We start from the raw sequence: 23519 nt of genomic DNA, 5'->3' as shown, positions 1-23519 counted from the left end.
CAGTGGATCATTTGATAAAATAGAAGAGACGTTATGTGAATCTATGAACTTAATTAATTTAATCATACAGAGAATGGAGCCATCCAATGAAATATCGCAATATGGAAGATTGTATTAACGATCTGGAGCAGCACGGTCATTTGATTCGGGTCAAAGAAGAGGTTGATCCGCATCTGGAGATGGCAGCGATCCATATGAAAGTGCACGAGGCTAAAGGCCCGGCGTTATTATTCGAAAATGTAAAAGGCTCAAAGTTCCAGACTGTATCCAATCTGTTCGGCACGGTGGAACGAAGCAAATTCATGTTCCGCGGTACGCTGGAAGGTGTACAACGGGTTATGGCTGTTCGTGACGATCCCATGAAGGCGCTTAAGACGCCATTTCAGCATGTCCAAACAGGTCTTGCTGCCTGGAAGGCGCTGCCAAAACAGAAATCTATAAGCCTGCCGGTGTCCGCGCAAGAGATTCAAATCTCGGATCTGCCGCTCATCAAACACTGGCCTATGGACGGTGGGGCATTTGTAACGTTGCCACAGGTGTATTCCGAAGATCCAGATAAGCCAGGCATCATGAATTCAAACTTGGGGATGTACCGGGTTCAACTGGATGGCAATGATTTTGAAATGAACAAGGAAATAGGGTTACACTATCAAATTCATCGCGGAATTGGTATACATCAAGCCAAAGCTGTCAAAAAGGGAGAACCGCTTAAAGTGAGTATTTTCATTGGTGGTCCACCTGCACATACACTTTCAGCGGTTATGCCTTTGCCTGAAGGACTAAGTGAGATGACATTTGCCGGTTTGCTCGCTGGACGTCGCTTCCGGTATAGTTACAAGGACGGATATTGCATCAGTAATGATGCTGATTTTGTCATCACAGGTGATATCTACCCAGGTGAGACAAAACCCGAAGGTCCGTTCGGAGATCATCTGGGTTATTACAGTCTGACGCATGAATTCCCGCTAATGCGTGTGCATAAAGTCTATGCCAAACCTAATGCCATCTGGCCGTTTACGGTTGTTGGTCGTCCACCGCAAGAGGATACGGCGTTTGGCGATTTGATTCATGAGATTACTGGAGACGCGATCAAACAGGAGATTCCGGGCGTCAAAGAAGTGCATGCGGTCGATGCGGCAGGGGTCCATCCATTACTGTTTGCAATCGGCAGTGAACGTTACACGCCTTACCAGGCGGTGAAGCAACCGACAGAGTTGCTCACGATTGCCAATCGCATTTTGGGTACGGGTCAGCTCAGTTTAGCGAAGTACCTGTTTATTACTGCTGAGGATCAGCAACCTCTGGATACCCACAAGGAAGTTGAATTCCTGACCTATATCTTGGAGCGTATGAATATGCAGCGGGATATTCATTTCCACACCCATACAACAATTGATACACTGGATTATTCGGGTACAGGGCTGAACAGCGGCAGCAAGGTCGTTTTTGCAGCGTATGGCGACAAGGTTCGAGAGTTGTGCACGGAAGTTCCGGAGTCTTTGAAAAACATTCGCGGTTATGAGAATCCGCAGCTCATCATGCCGGGTATCGTTTCGATCCAGACATCGGCCTTCACGAGTTATGCGGATACAGCACAAGAGATGCAAGCATTCACGTCTCTATTGAAAGAACAGGGAGGTCTGGACTCGTGTCCGCTGATCATTCTATGTGACGACAGTTCATTCCTGAGTGCTAACCTCAGCAACTTCTTATGGGCCACCTTTACTCGCAGCAACCCTTCACATGACATGTACGGGGTTAATAGCGGATATGACCACAAGCATTGGGGGTGTGATCAGGTGATTATTGATGCGCGTACCAAACCTCACCAGGCACCGCCGCTGATTCCCGATGCTTCGGTGGAGAAGAGCATTGAACGTTTATTTGTTAAAGGGGCAAGTCTGGCTTCGATCAAAATCTAATGTGAGATGTCTTGAAGAAGTTCAAACGGAGCGTTTGAACTTCTTTGGCTTACTCTGATACGGGGATGGATACAAAAGTGTGTAAAAGTTTAAAACCGGGACTAATTTGGATATTGGGGTGAGGATAAAGTCTTATACGTTCGTATTTACCTTTTCGATTAAGGTCGTTTGAACTATGTATGAAATGAAGAATTATAACGATATAAAGAGTATAGGTATTTTTGTGGCCCCGTTCCGTTGGGTGCTGTTACTATAATGAATTGTTCAGGGGGAATACCGATTTGAGAATCCATATTATGAACCTGCAAGACGGAGACCGTCTAACTGCGGATACATTCAGCGATGCAGGATTACACGTTCTCGGGAAGGGAACTGTGATCAAAGGTGAGGATATCTCCTTGCTTATGCAGCACCGTGTAGATTATGTAGATATTGAATCACGCGAAGAGGAAATCACTGAAGCAGAATTTTTTGCTGCAGCCGCCAAGCATGCTTCGGGGTTAAATACAAGCACGAAGGAAGAGCCGCCTGAAGAAGAGATGAAGTCCCAATTTATTCAGACTGTACATAATTATCAAAATGCTTTTCTCGAAGCTCTGACCGTTGGCAAGTTCAACGCCACCATGGTGGATGATGCACTGCAACCGATGGTTGAGGGGCTGGATGAGCAGAAAGATGTCGTTCATCTCCTGATGATGCTGGAGCGGGATGATGTCAATAACTATACACATTCAATCCAGGTAGGATTGTTGTCCTTCTACCTTGCGAATTGGCTTGGGTATTCTCAGAAGGAGAGTTATCAGATTAGTCGCGGTGGTTATCTGCATGACATTGGAAAGTGCAAAGTATCCCACCGGATTCGGAACAAAACAGAACCGTTGACGGCGGACGAGCAGCTTGAAATGCAGCGTCACACCATATATGGCCATGAAATCATCAAAAATTCGATGACGGATGAAGCGACAGCACTGGTTGCTCTGCAACATCACGAGCGGGAAGATGGATCGGGTTATCCGATGCAACTTGAGAAAAGTGAAATTCATCCATATACCCAGATTGTATCTGTAGCTGATATCTATATAGGCATGAGATCCGGGAACCACGGAGGCAGCAATCCAAATCTGATCAACAACCTTAGAGATATCTATGGAATGGGATTTGGTAAACTGAATGAAAAACCGGTTCAGGCATTGATGCAGCATTTGCTTCCTAATTTCATCGGAAAACAGGTACTGCTCAGCAATGGAGAAAAAGGTGTAATTGTTATGAACAATACGTCTGATATTTTCAAACCGCTCATCAAAGTGGAGTCTGAAGAATATCGCGATCTCTCCAAAGAGCGTACGCTTGCCATTGATGAATTGCTTATTTAATCTGAATATGATCTGTATTCCTTACTTATATTGAGAACGGGCCTCCTGTACTAAGACAGGGGACCCGTTTTTTGTTATATCATCCACGATGTGTTGTTCGACCAAGGAAGCAAGCGTATACTTGCAAAGACCTTATTTTTCCTGCCAAGGAGCGATTGCCATGATTGCAGTGACAACCGAGATTACGATACATGCCTCGATTGAACGATGCTTTGACTATGCCCGGGATATTGATGTACATACTCAGACCGTCTGGCAACATACGAGAGAGCGAGCAGTCGCAGGAGTAACCACAGGAAGAATTGGAGCAGGGGATACAGTTACATTTCAGGCTACTCATTTTGGTGTCAGACAGAAGCTGAAGTCCCGAATTGTGCAGTTTGAACGACCGTTTCTATTTGTGGATCAAATGGAGAAAGGGGCTTTCAAGAGCATGCGACATGAACATCATTTCAGTGTAATTGGGGATCAGATGACTTGCATGAGAGACACACTTCGATTCGAAGCTCCACTTGGATTGCTGGGATGGGCAACCGAGCGACTTGTGTTGAAGAGGTACATGCAGGCATTTCTAGAGGATCGTAATCGTAAGCTCAAAGATATGCTTGAGCAGTAGTCATTATTGAAGGGATAGAGGAGAGAAGACGTTTGATGGATAATGAATATTTTGTAGGTTGGGGCACCCTTGCATTGATTAATGCCGGACTGGCACAGGGAAAAAACAGAAGTGGTCGGAACTGGTTTCTGATTTCCCTGTTATTTGGTCCGTTGGCAACCCTATTTATTGTGGTGTGGAATAAACTGGACTAATTCAACGATCGAGATTCCGATGCATATAACGATCGATCATCCAGAACAGAAGTGCGGCTGCACTAACACCCGCGCCTAACCAGCAAACGGCTGTCCAGCCCGCCCATGCATACACTTGGGTAGAAACGATGGAGCCGGTTGCACTGCCGATGGAATAAAAGATCATATAAGCTGCCGTCAGGCGGCTTTGTGCTTCGGGGCGAACTTCGTAGATCAGGCTCTGGTTGGTAACATGTACGGCCTGCACGGCGAGATCGAGCAGGATAACGCCCAGGATCAGAAACCAGAGAGAATGATGGACATAACCGATGGGTAGCCAGGACAAGAGCAGAATGACAAGGGCGATACCGGTTGTTTTCTGCCCAAGGCCCCGGTCTGCAAGTTTACCTGCACGGGCAGCAGCCAATGCTCCCGCCGCTCCTGCGAGACCGAATGCACCTATGACCGTATGAGACAGGGACAGTGGAGGGCTACTTAGTGGCAGAACCATAGAAGTCCACAAGATGCTGAAGGCTGTAAAAATCAGCATGGCCAGTACACCTCGTACTCGTAACACACGCAACTCACGGTACAATTGCAAGACGGATCCGAGTAATTGGATATAGCTTTGTTTTACTTGTGGTGATTGTTGCCTTGGGAGAACGAAAAATAAGGCGGCAATTCCGAGTAATGTAAGGCTGGCAGAGAACAGATATACCGATCTCCACCCGAGCCAATCGTTCAGCGTACCAGCAACCGTTCGGGCAAGTAAAATGCCAATGACGATTCCGCTGGTTACCTGACCGACAATGCGACCACGTTCGGAAGGGGCTGCCAAGTGTGCAGCAAAGGCAACGAGTGTTTGCGTAATGACGGCTAATAAACCAACGACAGCCATGCCCGTGAATAAAAGTGAGCTGGATTGTGCGGTTCCTACGAGAACCAGTGCAAGCACGGATAAGAGCATTTGATTGATGATCAACTTGCGACGATTTAAGAGATCCCCAAGCGGAACAAGAAGGAACAGCCCCAAGGCATAACATATTTGAGTCACTGTGATGACAATCCCTATGGATGATGGAGAGAGGCTGAATTCTTGAGCGATGGAGTCCAGCAAAGGCTGAGCATAATAAATATTGGCGACCGCAAGTCCGCTGCACACGGCAAAGAGTAGAGCAACTAACCGTGGCATGGCAGGACGATCCTTAGTGGATAATTCTGCATCTGGAGAAGAAGTTTGCATGAGTCGTTGTCACCTTTCTATTATGTACTGATCGGTATGTTATGTTTCGGGATAACCATACTTTATTTGCGTGAATTCTGTCAACAGAGAATTGGATGAGATTTTCAACTTGGTTAAAACACTTTAGGGAGGAGTTTATTTAATTTTCAATCATTTTAAGTGAGTGATCTTTGACTTATCCATTGGTATGAAGTTAAAATATATAAACATACTGATCGATACATAAAGAGGTGAATTGTATGGTTAGACAACGGGAATTTGATACGGATAAAGCACTCGATGCAGCGATGCATACATTTTGGGACAAGGGGTTCGAAGCATCATCTTTAAGTGATTTGACGACTGCAATGGGCATTCAACGTCCCAGTCTATACGCGGCTTTTGGTGATAAAAAGGAATTATTCGAAACAGCACTTCGCAGGTATACCACTCAGCATGCGGCTCAAGTCAGAGCTAGACTTCAACAGAGCTCCTCCGTGCGAGAAGCCTTTCGTGGGCTGTTTGAACATATTGGAGCAGAGGGGAGTGTGACCGAGCCTAGTCACGGCTGTTTTTGCATTAATACGATGGTTGAGCTGGCTCCACATGATCCCAAATTTGCTGTCCTTACACGGGAGCATCAGATGTACCTGGGTGTTCTTTTCAAGGAAAGGATAGAACGAGGGCAACAGAGCGGGGAGTTGTCTACTGACATGAACGCGAGTGCGGTCGCACAGTCTCTGGTTGTATCCATGATTGGACTGACTGTACTGATGAAATCAGGACCGGACCGTTTGTTTGTAGAGCAGAGCATCCAGGTTACGTTGTCTTTGCTGCAGTAATCGGAATGATACTTTTTAAAGTGATGTGGAGTTGCTACAATATATATAAATTGAACATAACATTTATACAAAACGGAGAGGACAGAAATAAGCTGAGGAAGCGGAGCGTTCGCCTAAAAGCTTTCTGGAAGAAAGCTACATCGGAAGCATAAGCTTATCCCCGGATTTTTCCTTTATAAAAAGGAATCGAAGAAAATCTGGGGATAACAGCGATCAGAAGGTTGTTCTGTCATTGTAGTGACAAGTGTAAATATTCTTTAGTGTAATTTATATATTTAAGAATTGAGCAGATATAGGAGGAGATCAGAAATGAATACAAAGTTGCGCTGTGCCGTTTTGGATGACTATCAGAATGTTGCGCTGACGTCGGCGGATTGGGGTCCGTTGATGGATCAGGTAGAGATTCAGACATTCAACAACTATATGGGCTCGGAAGAAAAAGTCATTCAGGAATTGCAGGATTTCGATATTGTGGTTCTGATGCGGGAACGTACACCGTTTCCGGAGAAGGTCATTTCTCAGCTCCCTAAGCTAAAACTTCTGATTACAAGTGGTATGCGCAACGCGTCGATAGATCTCAAGGCTGCAGAGAAGAACGGGATTATTGTGTGTGGAACCGAGGGAAGCTCTAATCCGCCGACGGAGCTTACATGGGCACTGATTCTGGGGCTGTCCAGACAACTGGTTACGGAAAATAATGCACTTCGCTCCAATCGAAACTGGCAGAGCACGGTCGGGTTGGATTTGCATGGGAGAACACTTGGATTGCTTGGTTTGGGCAAAATAGGCACTCGCATGGCTGAGATCGCACAAGCATTTGGTATGAATGTGATGGCCTGGAGTGAGAATCTGACACAAGAGAAGGCCGAAAAACATGGTGTGATCTGGTCCGAGACCAAGGAGCAACTGCTTGCACAGAGTGACATCGTATCCATACATCTAGTATTAAGTGATCGTACGCAGAATCTGATCGGACAAGCCGAATTTCAACAAATGAAATCGAGTGCACTATTGATTAATACGTCGCGAGCGGGCATTGTTGATCAGGAAGCTATGGTGGAGGCATTGCAGAGTGGTGTGATTGCTGGTGCAGGTCTGGATGTATATGTGCAGGAACCGCTACCAGTTAACCATGTGATGCGAACATTACCCAACGTCTTGGCCACACCGCATTTGGGTTATGTGACTCGTGGCAATTATGAGATCTATTATAATCATACCGTAGAGAATATAGCGATGTTCCTGAAGGGAACTCCAATCAGGAAACTGCTTTGTTAGAATGAACGTATGCGGAGTATGACTCTGCTATAGTTATATATAATCATAGACAAAAAAGGTGTTGTCAGGAAAGAGTTAGACCTGAGCAACGCCTTTTTTTGTCTATCTGTGTAGCAAAACAAATGAAGGGATAGCCGTAAAATATATTCTATCCTAATGCCCCATCCCCCTCACCAAATTTAACGGTGTGGCCCTCGCTGGGAAGAATGAATCATGGCTACGCTTGATTCACGAACAATTAAGCGTGGTTCAAATTGGATGTGTTCGTAATCGGTCGTATTCATCTCCCGAATTCGTTTTAACAACAGCTCGGTAGCAAGTCTGGCGACTTCTTCGCCCATAATGGACACGGAACTAATCTGAGGAGACGTGACGGTCGTCCATTGATTGTTATCCACACCCACAACAGCCACATCTTCCGGTACACGGACCCCTAACTCCTTGAACCGATTAACCAATCCGATGGCAACCATATCATTAATGGCATAGACAGCATCTGGCATATGCGTAAGTCCATAGAAATAATCTGCAGCATTGGCACCTGTATTTAATGAAAAGTCCTCACCAAAATAGACGAGCGAGATGTCCACGTGACCTACGGCTTGCTCATACGCACGAAAGCGTTCTTCAATAATGTCCTTCGGTGCTCCTGCATAAGCGATTCGAGTCCGGCCGATTTTGAACAGATGCTCCATCACCAATTTGCCTTCGGGTTGAGAAAGAGAGACGATATCTGCCTTCATACCCGGTTCCAGTTTTTTGCCGTAATTAATCATGGAGATAGGGAGCGGCGTTTTATCAATCAGTCCGGGTAACGTTTTGGGGTACGCTAGAGGCATGAAGATCAGTCCGTCCACATGCAATTTTTTTACATTACGAATGGTTTCCAGCTCGGTTCTGGCATTGCCTGCCGTATTGATCTGCACGACATGGTACCCGTGCTGCTTCGCCGTTTGCTCTACAGACCAGGAGATTTCCGGAATGATGGCGTTACGAATGTCGGGTACCACGAGCGCGATCTGGTGCGTTTGCCGGATTTTTAGACTCTGTGCCGAGGTGTTGGGTACAAATCCCAGTTCTTCAATGGCCTGCATCACTTTATCCCGTGTTTTACTGCTGATGCCTTCTGAATTGTTGATGGCCCGGGATACGGTAGCGATGCCCACGCCGGCACGCTCTGCAACATCCTTGATCGTAAGTTTCTGTTCTTTCCTCAATGTACGGTTACCTCACTTTATCGGAAACGATTCCGAATTATTAGGAATATGTATGTGCTTCACGATAGTTATATAACCTGATTATAACATTTGAACAATGAAGTATCCCGTGAAAGGGCCAGATTTATGGCGAGGCCTGATTAAATTTCAATGGGTCTACAATAATATTTGCCATAATATATGTTAATAACAAGGATTACATCGTTTGTAATACCACTAAGATCACTTGAATTAAAGTATAAGCATTCTAAAATGAACTCGATATGATCACGAAATAGACATATTAATGGAGAAATATGTTTGACAGCGTATCTAAAATGTGACATATTTAATTTACGGAAACGTTTCCGATTATATCACAAATTATGATCTGGGAGATGAAATGAATGAAAGCATTACGTTGGCATGGAGTCAAAGATTTACGTCTCGAAAATATTAATGAACCTCAGCCTGAAGAAGGAAAGGTCAAAATAAAAGTGGAATGGTGCGGTATCTGCGGCAGTGATTTGCACGAGTACACAGCAGGTCCAATCTTCATTCCAGCTCAAGCACCGCATCCGTTAACAGGGGAACAAGCGCCTATAGTTATGGGGCATGAATTCTCAGGACAGGTCGTTGAAGTAGGGGAAGGTGTTACACGTTTCAAGGCGGGTGATCGTGTAGTCGTAGAACCGATCTATGCATGTGGACACTGCGAAGCTTGTAAACAAGGCAAATACAATCTTTGCGATAAAATGGGTTTCCTTGGACTCGCTGGAGGCGGAGGTGGATTCTCCGAATATGTAACGGCTGAAGAATACATGGTCCATGCCATACCGGATTCAATCTCGTATGAGCAAGGTGCATTGGTTGAACCTTCGGCTGTAGCACTTCACGCCGTGCGCCAAAGCAAGCTGAAAGTAGGCGATACCGCAGCAGTGTTTGGTGCAGGTCCGATTGGATTATTGGTTATCGAAGCACTTAAAGCTTCGGGAGCTTCTGATATTTATGTCGTGGAGTTATCAGACGAACGGAAAGCCAAAGCGGAAGAACTGGGTGCGATTGTCATTGACCCAACACAGTTCAATGTGGTGGAAGAGATCCATCAGCGGACACAAGGTGGCGTTAACGTAGCCTATGAAGTAACCGGTGTTCCACGTGTTCTGCAACAAGCCATCGATTCGACACGTATTGGTGGAGAGTTGATGATCGTCAGTATTTTTGAACAGGAAGCACCGATCCACCCGAACTCAATTGTCATGAAAGAACGTACAGTTAATGGCATTATTGGTTATCGCGATGTGTTCCCGGCGGTGATCAGTCTGATGGATAAAGGTTTCTTCCCGGCTGACAAGCTGGTGACCAAACGAATTTCGTTGGATGAAGTGGTAGAGCATGGATTTGAAGCACTGTTGAAAGAGAAAAATCAGGTTAAGATTTTGGTAAAAGCTGAATAGAAATCACAGACAGTAAGAACAAGTAGACAGCACATCAACAGATGTGATTGTCTACTTTTTTTGTATAAATAGGGCGGAATTTGTTGCATGTGCGGGTGGTTTTACATAGTATAAAAAGATACAATTTGTATCATCTTGGTGTGAAGGTAATGATGATGAAAAAATGAAGGAGGAAGCGGACATGCAGAGACATACGAAATGGACAGCTGTAATTTTGACCATTGTCGCAGGAATGAGCTGGATGCTTATGGGGAACTCCAAGCCGAAAAACACTACGTCAACGAGTCAACCCCCTGCGACGGAACGTGGGCTTGCCAAGGTGTCGAATGCACCGATCAGTTCAGCCGATGTAACATCGAAGATCGAACTGTTAGGCAGACCTTTTACCAAAACACCATATGCTAATAACGTCTGGGACATGCAACTGTACAACGGCAAAATATATTTGGGCCACGGGAACAGTAGTAATCTGGGTGTAGCGCCGAATTCAGGTCCTATTCCAGTCATTTATTATGATACAGCAAATGCGAAATTCAAGACCCAGTCGGTAACCAACAGCAATCCGAGTATTATGCCATTGACGAAGATGTATGTGGATGAGGAACAGATTGACATTTACAGAGTGCTGAACGACAAGTTATATATCCCTGGCAATGATTCGGATAGTGAGAAGTGGGAACTGGGCAACTTCTATCGTTTGGATGGAGAGGTGTGGACCAAATATCGTAATCTTCCACTTGGTGTACACGTATACGATTTGGCTTCTTATCAGGGCAAGATGTTTGCCGCGCTGGGCACGGAGTCCAAACCAACCATATTAATCTCTCATGATGAAGGTGAAACTTGGCAGAAATATGCGACGATTAATACGTTTGGTTTCCGGGCCTATACCATGTTCCATCTTAATGGAAAATTATATGCATCTGGCATGATGTATCCTGCCAATAAAATATGGAATGACAAAACTAATATCCTGGAGATTAATGAAAAGCTTGAGAAACGGGATGTTGTCATCTATGGCAGCAAAATGCTGCCTGGACTAACCTATCAAACGGGCACGATTCCTTATAATAAAATAGGCAAAAATGTTAACTTTAATAACAAGTTGCTCTATATAGCCGGAGGTGTATTTAATGATGGGCAGCTGCTGCCCAAATCCTTGAATGTCATGACCGATATTAATCAGGCAAGACGAGTTAATCTGCCAGATGCCAAGGCGCTTCCTACAGATGTGCTGTTGCGTGATGGCAAGGTGTATGTGCTTACGTACACTCGCCAAAGTGCCAATCTGTATATTAATCGGGTCTACCAATCAACGGATCTGACAACATGGAATGAGATTTTACGTTTTAACCAGGACACGTATGCCAAGTCTTTCGAAGAGAACGAGGGTGACTTCTACTTTGGTCTGGGTACCGATCCGGATGTGTTATCAACTTCATCAGGGAAATTGCTTCGAGTGAATCGGAGTGATATCCCCGTGAATGCTAATTAAATCGGAAGGAAGATTATGGATTATATACTATGCTACATCCACATTATTGGTGACCGGGAAAATACCTGTTGTATCGTAGATCGCAGGACGGATTGCTGTGGTAGTGTGTTCAAACAGAGGCTGCCACAAGGTAGCTCTCTTTTTTTGTTCATAAGATGAACATGACTGCCTAACTTCGAAAATTTGAAAATAAAATTAAGAAACTATAAAATGGATAGAGAAATAATCCTAAACCATTCAACTGGATTACACGTGTTACAATATACAAAAGCATGTCGCATTTCATGTGGATGCGGAGTTCCACACTTCCAATTGCAAAGGAGCAATGTACTATGAATGTACCTTCAGCATTATTCAAACCTTTCACCTCGGACAAGCTAACATTGTCTAATCGAATCGTTATGGCACCCATGACTCGCGGATTCTCACCAGAGGGTGTACCTGGACCAGAAGTTGCTGAATACTATCGTCGCAGAGCAGCAGGTGGAGTGGGGCTCATCATAACGGAAGGTACAGGCATTAATCATCCATCTTCGGTTAGTGGAGCGAGTATTCCATTATTCCATGGTGAAGATTCGTTGCAGGGATGGGCTAATGTAGTGAAAGCAGTACATGAAGCGGGTGGCAAAATTATGCCACAATTGTGGCATGTGGGTACAGCACGTCGTTCCGGTGACTTGCCTAACGCAGAAGCTGATCCTGTAAGTCCGTCAGGGGTTAGCATGGCAGGTGAACCATCACGTGAACCATTAACGGAAGAGGAGATTCAAGGTCTTGTACAGGCATTTGCCCAAGCGGCAGCGGATGCACAGCGAATCGGTTTTGACGGCATTGAACTGCACGGAGCCCATGGATACCTGATTGACCAATTCTTCTGGGAGCAGACGAATCGACGGACCGACCAATATGGTGGTGATTTGGTACGTCGAACTCAATTTGCGGTTGAAGTGATTGAAGCTTGTCGTGCGGCGGTTGGTCCTGATTTCCCAATTGTGCTCCGGTTCTCCCAATGGAAGATGGGGAATTATGAGGCACGTCTGGTGGAGACGCCAGAACAATTGGAGCAATTCCTGGCCCCGCTCAGTGCTGCTGGCGTGGATATATTCCATTGTTCTACACGCCGGTTCTGGTTACCGGAATTCGAAGGATCTGAACTGAATCTTGCGGGTTGGACACAAAAAATCACTGGCAAACCTGCCATTTCGGTTGGATCGGTAGGGCTTGAAGCTGAATTTGTGGACAGAGCAACCGAGAATCAGGGAACAGGGGATGCCCATTTGGATCTTTTAAATGAGAAGCTGGAGAACAATGAATTTGACTTGATCGCCTTGGGTCGTGTTCTGCTTAGTGATCCCGAATGGCCTGCCAAAGTTCGTGAAGGTCGCATATCCGAAATCATTCCTTTTACAACGGAAGTGTTGCAAACACTACATTAATCGAAGACTAAGAACGTTTGGTGAAAGGTGAACTAACGCTGAACGGCAACGATTTACAACGAAAAGTAAAACAAAAACGAACAAAAAGGCCGCCTTTGGGCGGTCTTTTAATTTACCTATACTAATAATTTCAACATATGAAAAATTCACAATAGTAAAACACTTTCCTGCACCGTTGCTCCTATTCATTATCCCCACACGCCCCACACGCGCTAGTCACAACACCATTTAGTTCCATATTTCAGGCTCTATAGCAACCATTTTTTTCGCTGCATATATGTCAGCACAACGATTCAATCCTCAGAAGCGCTCATTTTGAAAATCATTCACCTTGTGATAAGGTTAGGCCTGAACCTTTGGATTACCAAGATGACATTACATAAGGAGGATGAATATCCTTGTACAACTATAGTTACACCTCGAACAGTAAATGGAGAAAACCACTGCATATGATATGTCTTCTGCTGGGGATCGTTCTGCTTATCTCGGCATGTGGCCAAGCACAGAAACCTTCCTCCGCAACGGACTCGAATACCGGCTCGAACGCTGGCTCTAACTCAGGGCAATCTTCCTCATCGCCGGAGCAGAATACCGCTCCACCGCAGGAAGAAGTACCAGAGGAACCGCAAGAAGAAGTCGATCCGGTGCAGGAGCAACTCAGTTCGTTAACGTTAGAAGAGAAGATTGGACAGATGATACTGGCCGGTGTTCAAGGGACAACGTTGGATGATCAAGCCAAACAGATGATTACGGATCAGAAGGTAGGGGGCATTATTTTCTATGCCAACAATGTATCGACACTCGATGGAACAGCCAAGTTTGTGCAATCCATCAAGGAAGCGAATCAGTCCAACCCGGTACCGATCTTCATGAGTGTGGACCAGGAGGGCGGCAAAGTCAGTCGTATGCCGGAGACGGTGGAATCCATTCCTTCCAGTAGAAAAGTAGGCGAGACAAAAGATAGCGCGCTTGCTGAAACGATGGGGGAATTGCTGGCGAGACAGGTTCAACTTGCAGGTTTTAATGTGGACTTTGCTCCTGTGTTGGATGTGAACAGTAACCCGAAGAACCCGGTCATTGGAGATCGTTCATTCGGCAGCTCGGCAGAACTGGTGTCACGTATGGGGATTGCTGAGATGAAAGGTCTACGAAGTGAAGGCATTATTCCGGTAGTGAAACATTTCCCGGGGCATGGGGATACGTCCGTGGACTCCCATCTTGACCTTCCTGTCGTGAACAAAACGGAAAAACAACTGGCTGAGCTGGAATGGATTCCGTTCCAGGCCGCGGTGAAGGAACAAGTTGAAGCAGTCATGGTTGCACACATTTTGTTCCCGAAGCTTGATCCGGATCATCCGGCTTCCTTATCGGATGTCATTATTGGTGAACATTTGCGCGGCAAATTTAAGTATGACGGTGTCGTCATCACAGATGACCTGAGTATGGGAGCAATAGCGAAGAACTTCAAGTTGGATGAAGCTGCCCTAGCAACGGTTAAAGCAGGAAGTGACATTCTCTTGGTAGCTCATAGTTATGAAAGTGCCAAGACGATTTTTGATACACTAATAAGTGCAGTGAAGTCAGGCAAAATCACCGAGTCCCGAATTGATGAAAGTGTATATCGTATCCTGGCATTGAAGCAGCAATACAAATTATCGGATGATCAGAAAGCTTCCGGAGACCTGAAGCAATTGAATGCAGATATTGTGGATTGGCGTAAGCAAATCGATGCTAGATAATAAATCCTGTGTTATGATTTTGCCAGAGGTGAGATCCAATAATGTATACCATTATGATAATAGAGGACGATCCCAAGATTGCGGGATTATTGAAATCACATATTGAACGCTACGGGGACCGGGCCGTTCTGGTCGAGGATTTTGAGATGATTGTGCAACAGTTTGAGCAGGTACAGCCACATGTGGTACTTCTGGATATCAACTTGCCGAGTTACGATGGTTTCTATTGGTGCCGCCAGATTCGTACGCTGTCCACATGCCCCATTTTGTTTATCTCCGCGCGGAGTGGGAAGATGGATCAGGTCATGGCACTGGAGAACGGGGCGGATGATTATATCACGAAGCCATTTGAGCATGAGATTGTTATAGCGAAAATTCGAAGTCAGCTGCGCCGGGTATATGGAGACTATGCTGCACGTGACGAAGAACGCAAGGTGGAACTGGACGGCTTGGTCGTGTACTTGGAAAGACTGGAGATTCAGCTTGGTGATCGCAAAGTGCAGCTGACGAAGAAGGAAACGATTCTGCTGGAAACGTTACTGCGCCGCAGTCCAAAGCTGGTAAGCAGAGAGACAATCCTGGAGAAACTGTGGGATGACTCTTTTGTGGATGACAATACACTCAGCGTTAACGTTACTCGGGTGCGTAAGCGATTAGCCGAGCTTGGTATTACGGATGCACTGGAGACGGTCAGAGGTTCGGGTTACCGATTGAACAATAACTGGAAAGCTTCTTCTCCATCATGAGATTGTTTATACGAGAACATCTCGCTTTAACTTGCTGGGTTGTTGCCATCTTGTTCACCGTTGTTGCAGTGTTCTGGTATGACGGTTACAACGATTGGGTCACGGCTACTTATGCCGTAACGCTGGGATTATTTTTGTACATTGGATATTTGGTGTATCGTTATTATTCACATCGCTCCTTTTATACCCGGATGTCACGGTCGATGGATTCGCTGAAGGAATTTGTACCATTGAACGAAACAAGTCCATTATCACTGGCGCTGGAAAAGTTATTGGATTCACAATACGGCCAGTATCACACACATCTGCATCGGTTGGAACAGCGACAGCAAGAATATCTGACATTCATGAACCAGTGGGTCCATCAGATGAAGACACCGTTATCCGTCATTGAGTTGACCGTGGAAGATCAGGAGGATGATGATCCTCGGCTCATAAGCATTCGGGAGGAAGCGGACCAGATGAGGCGAGGTTTGGAGACTGTGCTGTATGTGGCCCGGTTGGATACCTTCGAGCAGGATTTCAGTGTGGAACCTGTGATACTGAAGACCGCTGGGGAAGAAGCGATCCATGAGCTCAAGCGATTCTTTATTCGCAATCACGTCTATCCAGAGATGCATATAGATTCTGCGCTGGTTGTACAATCCGATGCTAAGTGGATTCGTTTTGTCTTGGTACAGTTACTGTCGAACGCAATCAAGTACTCTGCGGGCAACGGACAAAAGATTCATCTGCGTGCGTATGAAGCCGAACGCTCCATCATACTGGAAGTGCAGGATCAGGGCATCGGGATTCCGAAGTCTGATCTGAACCGGGTATTCCAGCCTTTCTTCACTGGGGAGAACGGGCGGCATTTCAAAGAGTCCACAGGCATGGGGTTGTATATTGCCAAAGAAGTGTTAACGCGAATGAATCATCGGATCGATCTGGAATCGGTGTACGGCGAAGGAACGACTGTCCGAATTACATTCAACTCCTGAAGTGACAGGTTGAAGATAAGATTGGAATGTGAGGGCTGTATTTTTGTTGAAAAAGTGTGAGTGGGGTATGAATTACAGTGTAAGTGTAAGTATAGACGTCTATTGCCTGATCGGGGCGAAGGCGTCTTTTTGATTTTCATGATGCAACCTTACAACATTGTCATGTTGATGAAAGGTTAAACCATAGGAGAATGGCCGAAACTTCGATAGACTATAGTCATAAGAGTACAGGAAAGGCCACGCACAATACACATGCACACAGCATGAAAGTAACTTAATTTTGAATTCATACATCACTAAGGAGTTGTAACCATGGAGATTTGTTCTGTGAAACAGATCAGTAAAATCTACAAAGGCATCGTATCTTATGAAGCGTTATCAGGTATTGACCTCAGTATTCAGGAAGGTGAGTTTGTTGGCATTATGGGACCATCAGGTAGTGGCAAAACAACACTGCTGAACATGATCTCAACCATTGATCATCCAACATCAGGCGAACTGCGGATTGCAGGGAAGAATCCGTTTGAATTGAATCAGGACGAACTCGCGCTGTTCCGGCGTAAAGAGCTTGGATTTGTTTTTCAATCGTTCAATCTGTTAAATACACTGACAGTTAAGGAAAACATTGTGCTGCCACTCACTCTTGACGGTGTTTCGCTAGCAGAGATGAACACTCGTGTTGAACAGCTGGCAAGCAAGTTGGGGATCGAGGGTATTCTGAACAAACGGACATATGAGATATCAGGAGGACAGGCACAGCGTACGGCCATTGCCAGAGCGCTGATCCATTCCCCGAAGTTGATTCTGGCAGATGAGCCAACAGGCAACCTGGATTCGAAGGCGGCAAGAGATGTCATGGAGATTCTCGAAACTCGCAATCAGGAGGATCAGGCTACGATGCTGCTGGTCACTCATGATGCAGTAGCTGCAAGTTATTGCAGTCGGGTTGTCTTTATCAAGGATGGCAAACTCTACAACGAAATTCACTACGGCGATAATCGTGCAGCCTTTTACCAGAAGATTATTAATGTATTATCCCTAATTGGAGGGTCAGGACATGAATTTTCGCCAGTTCGCCATTAATAACGTTGTTCGTAATAAACGAATTTATCTGGCTCATTTTCTGAGCAGTACGTTTTCCGTCATGATCTTTTTTACTTATGCATTGCTATTGTTCCATCCCGATTTGAAAGCGGGGTTAAAGGGATCAAGTGGTACGGTTACTTTGCTTGCGAATCAGGGGTTTATGATTGCGGAGATCATTATATTCATCTTTTCGTTCCTGTTCCTGCTCTACTCGGTAGGTTCATTTCTGAAGACGCGTAAGAAGGAATTTGGTATCTTCCTGATTCTTGGCATGACACGCAAACAGATGAATCGGCTTCTGTTTATGGAGAATATGTGTATTGGATTAGCTTCGATCATTACGGGCATCGGACTCGGGCTCATTTTCGGCAAATTGATTCTGCTCATCTGTGGCTCCATGCTGGCTGTTGAGAACAGTCTTCGGTTCTATTTTCCGCTGAAAGGCATCGCCTTGACGGTTGGAGCATTTCTGCTATTGTTCGTTGTCATCGCGATGTCGTCATCCTTGCTCATACGGAAGGGTTCACTCATTGACCTTGTGAAATCAGAGGAAAAACCGAAACCGGAACCCAAAGCATCACGCTTACTCGCCTTGCTGTCGGTGCTGTTCATTGGCGGGGGCTATGCAGGAGTATTCACTTTTGTATGGGTAAGCTTCTCCTTTCCATTATTACTTGCAAGTGTCGTGGTTGTTATAGTAGGTACTTACTTTCTGTTCACACAGCTCAGTGTATACATCATTCGGGCACTGAAAAGAAATCCAAGGTTGTTTTTCCGTAAAACCAATCTGCTCTTCTTATCTGAACTTACCTACCGAATGAAAGATAACGCCATCATGTTTTTCATGGTAAGTATCATTTCAGCTTCTTCATTTACGGGAATTGGCACCATGCTTGCTATTGCTGACCCGGGGTTGTCGTCCATGTCGAATCCGTACGCATTCAGTTATATGAATAACTGGTATACTCCAAACTCCGAGCGACATATTCGGCAGATTGAAGAAACGTTGATTGATAATCAAGTTCCCTACGTGAAGGGCAGTTATGCTCCTATAGGTGAAAATAATAATGGGAATATTATCAAACTGAGTGATTATAACCGTCTTGCGAAGGCACTGGGGTATGAAGAACGTACGTTGAAACAAATCGATGAGTCATTTATGACACCAAGCAATTTGGCGATGCGCAAGGAGTACCGTGAACAGGTTGAACAAGGAGCCTCGGGAGGAAAGATCAATCTGGAGGTTGATAATCAGCGCGTACCTGTCCAGCTATCGACACCTAGTACCGATATTGTGATTCCTTTTCAATATGAAATTTATCTCTACGTCGTAACCGACGAATTGTTTAATAAGATGAGACCTGCGTACAACGAGGAAGTTGGCATGCCTGAAGGTTTCTATTCGAGTCGAACGATACAATTTATCGTGAAAGATTGGATGGGTACACGCAGCTTTGCTCCTGAATTGATCAAATCCATTCAAGATGATCATTCCGAAAAAGGTTATTACGAGGTCAGCGCGCTTGTGGTGGATTGGCTTAATTCCAAGCAGACCAATGGCATCATTCTAATTTTGAGCGGCCTGATCGGCATTGTTTTCTTCACCTTTGCAGCAAGTTTCACGTATTTCAGACTTTACGCAGATTTAGAACGGGATGAAGCGCAGTATCGCATGATTGGCAAAATGGGACTGAGTCGTCCCGAACTCCGTAAGATCGTAACAAGGCAGCTATTGCTTATGTTCTTCCTGCCGATTCTGGTGGCGGTCATCCACAGTTCGGTTGCCTTTGTGGCGTTGCAGCAACTGGTTGATTTCTCGGTCTTTGGATACAGCCTGCGCATCTTCTTGGTGTTTGCTTCCATGCAGATTTTGTATTTTGCACTCGTTCGCTGGCGTTATCTGCGTCACATGTATTCCAAATTAGTATAAAATAGCATGGCCCAACAGACACCGGACTCTTCGCTCGGTGTCTGTTGACTTTTCTATCTCTGGCACAGTACTATTTTGTTAGATACAGAATGTATCATTACATAGTTTCTCAAGCAGTTAGAAGGATGGAGTTACAGAAATGTCAGGCCGGTGCCTGAGAGGGAGGACATATCATGAGTATCACGATGTCTCGTGGACAAGCTTACATTCAGCGTCTGAATGATGAGCGGAATGTATGGCTGGACGGAGAGCGTATCCAGGTAACTGGGCATCAGGCCTTTCAGGGAACACTTCAAACCATAGAAGGATTGTTCAATCTGGTGGATGACCCGGAGACAAGGGAAATCGTGGCCTATTGGGACGAACAGACGGGAAGTTACGTGCATCGCTCTTTTCTTGTGCCTCGTTCACTTCCTGACGTGAACAGCAGGGCGGATGCTTTTCGGCTGTGGGCCGATCGGACGTATGGGGTGATGAGCCGATTGTCTGATTATGCCCGATCCAGGCTGACCGGTTGGTATGCAACACGACATGAGATGACAGCGCATGACCCGGCATTTGCAGACAAAATATCGGATTATTTTGCACAAGCCAAACGAAAAGATGCATTCCTGACAATTGTCCAGCGGGACCCACAGATTAATCGTTCCTTGCCTGTTGGAGAAGATGAGGATGCCATGCTGCGTATTGTCAAAAGGAATACAGAGGGCGTTGTGATCCGCGGGGCCAAAATGGTGGCAACAGCAGCGCCTTATGCCGATGATATCATTGCTTATCCCGTTCAACGAATTCCAGGCCACCTGCCAGAGCTGGCCCATATGGTAATTGTAGCCGCGGACAGTCCGGGCTTGCACATGATGTGTCGTGAATCTTTTGCCACAAAAGATACAGATAAATCACATCCACTCAGTGCGCAGTATGATGAGATGGATGCTGTATTATTTTTTGACGATGTATTTGTGCCCTGGGAACGTGTATTACTGCACAATAACCCTGAAGCCGTATGGCAGATTCGCTGCAATACAGCTTCGGCCAGTCTGGCCTACCATCAGAGTGTCATTCGTTTACACTCGAAACTGGAGTTTATTACAGCCGTGACCTCATCCATTGCCAAGGAGATTGGGGTGGACTCTTTCCTGAATGTGCAGGAACAACTTGGAGAGCTGATCAGTCAGATGCAGACTATCGAGGGACTGATTATTGCTGCTGAAGCACAGTCCAAACCAGACACATTTGGCAACTGGTTGCCGGAATTCAAATATATTGAAACCGCACGTAATCTGGGCAATCGCTATTATCCCCGCTCGGTGGAGATTTTGAAGACCATTGCTGCGGGTGGTCTGATTCAGATTCCTTCAGGTACGTTTGAAATAAATGAAATGATGGGTTCTATGGTAGGCAAATATCTTGGTGGAGTAACGATGCAAGCCCCGGAGAAGATTCGTCTCTTTCAACTCGCATGGGAGCTGACTGGAAGTCCACTCGGAGCAAGGCATGATCTATATGAACGTTTCTACGCGGGTGATCCCGTGCGCAATCGGGCGAACCAATATGTGCAGTATGACAAGGAACGTTTATTGGGAAAAGTTGAACCGTGGCTTCGTTCGCTGAAGGATTGATCTGATAATCTAATACAAATGGTCCGAATGAAGATTGAAAAGCCTGAATGGAGAATGAAAAGCTTGAATGTAGGCTGAAAACAGCCCTATTTTAGTTGATGCCTTGGCTTGCGCCAGGGCTCTATTTCTATTTATTTAGATTATCTTTAGAAATGATTTAGGTTGAATTAAGAGACGTAGTATATAGTATTAATGTAGAGATAGGCATAGAGTATAGGAAATGAGAGGAATAACATGAGATACACCGTATTAATAGCAGATGACGAACCAGAGATTGTGGAACTGCTTCAACTCTATCTGGAGAAGGACTATACCATTAAAACAGCGGTGAATGGAGCCGAGGCGCTACAAACCATACGTTCAACACAGATCGATCTGGTCATACTGGACATTATGATGCCTGTAATGGATGGATTGCAGTTGATCAAACAGATCAGGGCTACACATCACATGCCTGTACTGTTCCTGTCCGCCAAAAGTCAGGATCACGATAAAATCCTTGGGCTTGGACTTGGGGCAGACGATTATATAGCGAAGCCGTTCAACCCGCTTGAGATTGTCGCCAGAGTAGAGGCGTTGCTCAGAAGAGTTAATCAATTTGATGCAGCGGAGATCCCCGCAGCGAAAGAACAGAATCTGGTATTAGGTGATCTGACCCTGGATCGATCCCAATGTATCCTTTTTCGTTCAGGAAATCCTGTAACATTGACCTCTACAGAGTATAAAATCATGGAATTGTTGCTCGATCAACCTGGCCGAGTGTTCACCCGTAAAAAAATATACGAAGCGGTCTGGGGCGATTATTATGCGCACGAGGACAGCACGATTATGGTACATATCAGCAACATTCGGGAGAAGATCGAGCGTGACTCCAGACAACCGGAATATCTCAAAACGATAAGGGGACTGGGATACAAAATTGAAGCGCCCATGGAAAGCTAGAGAAAAGCGACTGTTGCAGACATCCCTGACACTGGACTTCTTGCTGTTCAACTTCTTTTTGCTATTACTGGTATTGATTGTGTACCTTATGGTTTCACTTGATGTCGTGGATTTTCGCATTTCGGATCAGGTGGTTGATCCGGATCTGAATGTTGAAGCCCACGTATATGTGGAAGAGCTGGAGAATGAATTTTACTCCGGTGGAGGTTCGGTTTCTCAAGGTAAAGACACAGAGATTCAACGTCTCAAGGACAGCGGCGGCTGGATTGAAATTCTGGATGCGAATCGCAACGTCATTCATCATGTGGGAGACAAACAAGATTCGTTCACCCAATACAGTGAAGCCGATCTGTATGCTGGACTGGAGAACCGAAGCGACCAGCCGTACTATTACTCCATCACTCCGTTTTCGACAGAAGGACCGACAACGTATGTGTTGCTGAAGATCCCGCGTGATCTGGTCAGCGTAAGGATTAATGATAATCAGTTGATTACCAATCTGAAACACCCATTATCCTTTTACATTATGATTGGCATCGGTTTGGTTTTATTGTTGATCTTTGTATATAGCTATTGGGTCGCACGGAGAATCAAAAAACCACTCAGTATCCTCTCCTCGGGTCTTACGCAGATGATACAAGGAAATTATAGTACACGAATGTCGATCTCAGCCGAGAGGGAATTTGTCCAGATTGGTGAGACCTTTAACTACATGGCGGATGTCATTGAGAACACCTCTGCGGAGAAACGTTACGCTGAAGAGAGCAAACAGCGACTGATTGTAGACTTATCACATGATCTGAAGACACCGATAACATCTATACAGGGATATGCGCAGGCATTGGTGGAAGGACGTGGGGAGGACAAGGACAGGCAGCAAAGATATCTGGGATATATCTATAACAAGTCCGTTCAAGTTGCACGCATGATACAGAATATGCTGGAGCTGCTCAAGGTGGATTCGCCCGATTTTCGCATGCATATTCAGAGAAGAGAAATTGGAGAATTCGTGCGCGAGATTATGGCAGATACCTATGGGGAGATTGAACAGAAACAGTTTGTCCTCCATGTACTTGTTCCTGATCAGGAGATCTACGCGAGGTATGATCCGGAGCTGTTATCCAGAGTCATTCAGAATCTGATCACCAATGCTCTGTCTTATAATCCACTCGGGACAGAACTGCGCGTCGAACTCATTCCGCTTCATACCCATGTGGTGATAGAGGTGGCAGATAACGGAGTGGGCATACCTCAAGAACTATGGTCAACGATCTTTGACCCGTTTGTACGAGGGGATGAGGCGCGGACAGCGACCGGAGGCACCGGACTTGGTTTGTCCATCGCACGGCGTAATACGGAAAAAATGGGTGGACGGCTGATCCTTTCCCGACGTGGGCGAGAAACCACCGTGTTTAGCATTGAGATCCCAAATTAAATAAGAGAAGAAATGTCCATGTGGAGGGAAAT

General features: G+C 45.5%; 19 protein-coding genes. 17 read left to right on the top strand and 2 right to left on the bottom strand.

Features of this window, described 5'->3' with window-relative positions; translation table 11 throughout:
* The first annotated feature begins 86 nt into the window (after positions 1-86).
* From MKX68_RS28195 to MKX68_RS28180, 4 genes are all read left to right on the top strand, one after another.
* Positions 87-1922 (top strand): UbiD family decarboxylase, encoded by a 1836-nt coding sequence (locus MKX68_RS28195; protein ID WP_340915113.1) that lies wholly within the window; start codon positions 87-89, stop codon positions 1920-1922.
* A 281-nt stretch (positions 1923-2203) separates the two neighbouring features.
* Positions 2204-3295: an HD-GYP domain-containing protein gene (locus MKX68_RS28190; protein ID WP_338594287.1), complete on the top strand. Its 1092-nt coding sequence runs from the start codon at positions 2204-2206 to the stop codon at positions 3293-3295.
* Positions 3296-3455: 160 nt separating this feature from the next.
* Entirely contained in the window at positions 3456-3911 is a 456-nt protein-coding gene (locus tag MKX68_RS28185; protein WP_338594288.1) for an SRPBCC family protein, read from the top strand.
* 32 nt (positions 3912-3943) lie between these two features.
* A complete protein-coding gene (locus MKX68_RS28180; RefSeq protein ID WP_155985038.1) occupies positions 3944-4105 on the top strand; it encodes a hypothetical protein in 162 nt (53 codons plus the stop codon).
* 1 nt (position 4106) lies between these two features.
* Here the strand turns inward: MKX68_RS28180 and MKX68_RS28175 are convergent, their stop codons facing one another.
* Complete coding sequence (locus MKX68_RS28175) at positions 4107-5327, bottom strand: MFS transporter (protein ID WP_340915110.1); 1221 nt, start codon at positions 5325-5327, stop codon at positions 4107-4109.
* A gap of 239 nt (positions 5328-5566) precedes the next feature.
* Here MKX68_RS28175 and MKX68_RS28170 point away from each other — a divergent pair, with 239 nt between their 5' ends.
* Both MKX68_RS28170 and MKX68_RS28165 read left to right on the top strand, forming a co-directional pair.
* Positions 5567-6148: a TetR/AcrR family transcriptional regulator gene (locus MKX68_RS28170; RefSeq protein ID WP_340915108.1), complete on the top strand. Its 582-nt coding sequence runs from the start codon at positions 5567-5569 to the stop codon at positions 6146-6148.
* Between the two features lie 309 nt (positions 6149-6457).
* The gene (locus MKX68_RS28165) at positions 6458-7426 is read left to right on the top strand and encodes a D-2-hydroxyacid dehydrogenase family protein (protein ID WP_340915106.1); all 969 of its coding nucleotides are present in this window, start codon (positions 6458-6460) and stop codon (positions 7424-7426) included.
* Between the two features lie 179 nt (positions 7427-7605).
* Here MKX68_RS28165 and MKX68_RS28160 read toward each other — a convergent pair whose 3' ends face one another.
* Positions 7606-8643, bottom strand: a complete 1038-nt coding sequence (locus tag MKX68_RS28160; protein ID WP_340915104.1) for a LacI family DNA-binding transcriptional regulator — start codon at positions 8641-8643, stop codon at positions 7606-7608.
* Between the two features lie 386 nt (positions 8644-9029).
* On the opposite strand from MKX68_RS28160, the gene MKX68_RS28155 reads away from it, so the two are divergent.
* The 11 genes from MKX68_RS28155 to MKX68_RS28105 all read left to right on the top strand — a co-directional run bounded on the left by MKX68_RS28155 (position 9030) and on the right by MKX68_RS28105 (position 23487).
* Positions 9030-10079, top strand: a complete 1050-nt coding sequence (locus tag MKX68_RS28155) for a 2,3-butanediol dehydrogenase (RefSeq protein WP_315935118.1) — start codon at positions 9030-9032, stop codon at positions 10077-10079.
* Between the two features lie 181 nt (positions 10080-10260).
* Positions 10261-11574, top strand: a complete 1314-nt coding sequence (locus MKX68_RS28150; protein WP_340915099.1) for a hypothetical protein — start codon at positions 10261-10263, stop codon at positions 11572-11574.
* A gap of 332 nt (positions 11575-11906) precedes the next feature.
* Positions 11907-13010 (top strand): NADH:flavin oxidoreductase, encoded by a 1104-nt coding sequence (locus MKX68_RS28145; RefSeq protein ID WP_340915097.1) that lies wholly within the window; start codon positions 11907-11909, stop codon positions 13008-13010.
* Positions 13011-13408: 398 nt separating this feature from the next.
* The gene (gene nagZ, locus MKX68_RS28140; protein ID WP_340915096.1) at positions 13409-14749 is read left to right on the top strand and encodes a beta-N-acetylhexosaminidase; all 1341 of its coding nucleotides are present in this window, start codon (positions 13409-13411) and stop codon (positions 14747-14749) included.
* A 41-nt stretch (positions 14750-14790) separates the two neighbouring features.
* The gene (locus MKX68_RS28135; RefSeq protein WP_091031246.1) at positions 14791-15495 is read left to right on the top strand and encodes a response regulator transcription factor; all 705 of its coding nucleotides are present in this window, start codon (positions 14791-14793) and stop codon (positions 15493-15495) included.
* On the top strand, positions 15492-16475 hold the full coding sequence (locus MKX68_RS28130) for a sensor histidine kinase (protein ID WP_340915094.1): 984 nt from the start codon (positions 15492-15494) through the stop codon (positions 16473-16475). Before MKX68_RS28135 ends, MKX68_RS28130 begins: the two co-directional genes overlap by 4 nt.
* A 312-nt stretch (positions 16476-16787) precedes the next feature.
* Positions 16788-17558, top strand: coding sequence for an ABC transporter ATP-binding protein (locus MKX68_RS28125; protein WP_338594299.1), 771 nt, complete (start codon positions 16788-16790; stop codon positions 17556-17558).
* Positions 17533-19491 (top strand): ABC transporter permease, encoded by a 1959-nt coding sequence (locus MKX68_RS28120; protein WP_340915091.1) that lies wholly within the window; start codon positions 17533-17535, stop codon positions 19489-19491. Before MKX68_RS28125 ends, MKX68_RS28120 begins: the two co-directional genes overlap by 26 nt.
* Before the next feature lie 173 nt (positions 19492-19664).
* On the top strand, positions 19665-21110 hold the full coding sequence (locus MKX68_RS28115) for a 4-hydroxyphenylacetate 3-hydroxylase family protein (protein ID WP_340915089.1): 1446 nt from the start codon (positions 19665-19667) through the stop codon (positions 21108-21110).
* 234 nt (positions 21111-21344) lie between these two features.
* Entirely contained in the window at positions 21345-22052 is a 708-nt protein-coding gene (locus tag MKX68_RS28110; RefSeq protein WP_339784138.1) for a response regulator transcription factor, read from the top strand.
* Positions 22030-23487: a sensor histidine kinase gene (locus MKX68_RS28105; RefSeq protein ID WP_340915087.1), complete on the top strand. Its 1458-nt coding sequence runs from the start codon at positions 22030-22032 to the stop codon at positions 23485-23487. The genes MKX68_RS28110 and MKX68_RS28105 overlap by 23 nt, the downstream gene beginning before the upstream one ends.
* Positions 23488-23519: the final 32 nt, after the last annotated feature.

The organism is Paenibacillus sp. FSL M8-0212 (assembly GCF_038004645.1).
Lineage (GTDB): Bacteria > Bacillota > Bacilli > Paenibacillales > Paenibacillaceae > Paenibacillus.
This window is presented reverse-complemented; position numbering and strand designations above follow the sequence as displayed.

Bases quoted from the DNA above. Each gene is read 5' to 3' on its own strand.
- MKX68_RS28195 (WP_340915113.1), top strand. From the start codon at position 87: ATGAAATATCGCAATATGGAAGATTGTATTAACGATCTGGAGCAGCAC.
- MKX68_RS28185 (WP_338594288.1), top strand. From the start codon at position 3,456: ATGATTGCAGTGACAACCGAGATTACGATACATGCCTCGATTGAACGA.
- MKX68_RS28175 (WP_340915110.1), bottom strand. From the start codon at position 5,327: ATGCAAACTTCTTCTCCAGATGCAGAATTATCCACTAAGGATCGTCCT.
- MKX68_RS28170 (WP_340915108.1), top strand. From the start codon at position 5,567: ATGGTTAGACAACGGGAATTTGATACGGATAAAGCACTCGATGCAGCG.
- MKX68_RS28165 (WP_340915106.1), top strand. From the start codon at position 6,458: ATGAATACAAAGTTGCGCTGTGCCGTTTTGGATGACTATCAGAATGTT.
- MKX68_RS28155 (WP_315935118.1), top strand. From the start codon at position 9,030: ATGAAAGCATTACGTTGGCATGGAGTCAAAGATTTACGTCTCGAAAAT.
- MKX68_RS28150 (WP_340915099.1), top strand. From the start codon at position 10,261: ATGCAGAGACATACGAAATGGACAGCTGTAATTTTGACCATTGTCGCA.
- MKX68_RS28145 (WP_340915097.1), top strand. From the start codon at position 11,907: ATGAATGTACCTTCAGCATTATTCAAACCTTTCACCTCGGACAAGCTA.
- MKX68_RS28135 (WP_091031246.1), top strand. From the start codon at position 14,791: ATGTATACCATTATGATAATAGAGGACGATCCCAAGATTGCGGGATTA.
- MKX68_RS28130 (WP_340915094.1), top strand. From the start codon at position 15,492: ATGAGATTGTTTATACGAGAACATCTCGCTTTAACTTGCTGGGTTGTT.
- MKX68_RS28125 (WP_338594299.1), top strand. From the start codon at position 16,788: ATGGAGATTTGTTCTGTGAAACAGATCAGTAAAATCTACAAAGGCATC.
- MKX68_RS28120 (WP_340915091.1), top strand. From the start codon at position 17,533: ATGAATTTTCGCCAGTTCGCCATTAATAACGTTGTTCGTAATAAACGA.
- MKX68_RS28115 (WP_340915089.1), top strand. From the start codon at position 19,665: ATGAGTATCACGATGTCTCGTGGACAAGCTTACATTCAGCGTCTGAAT.
- MKX68_RS28110 (WP_339784138.1), top strand. From the start codon at position 21,345: ATGAGATACACCGTATTAATAGCAGATGACGAACCAGAGATTGTGGAA.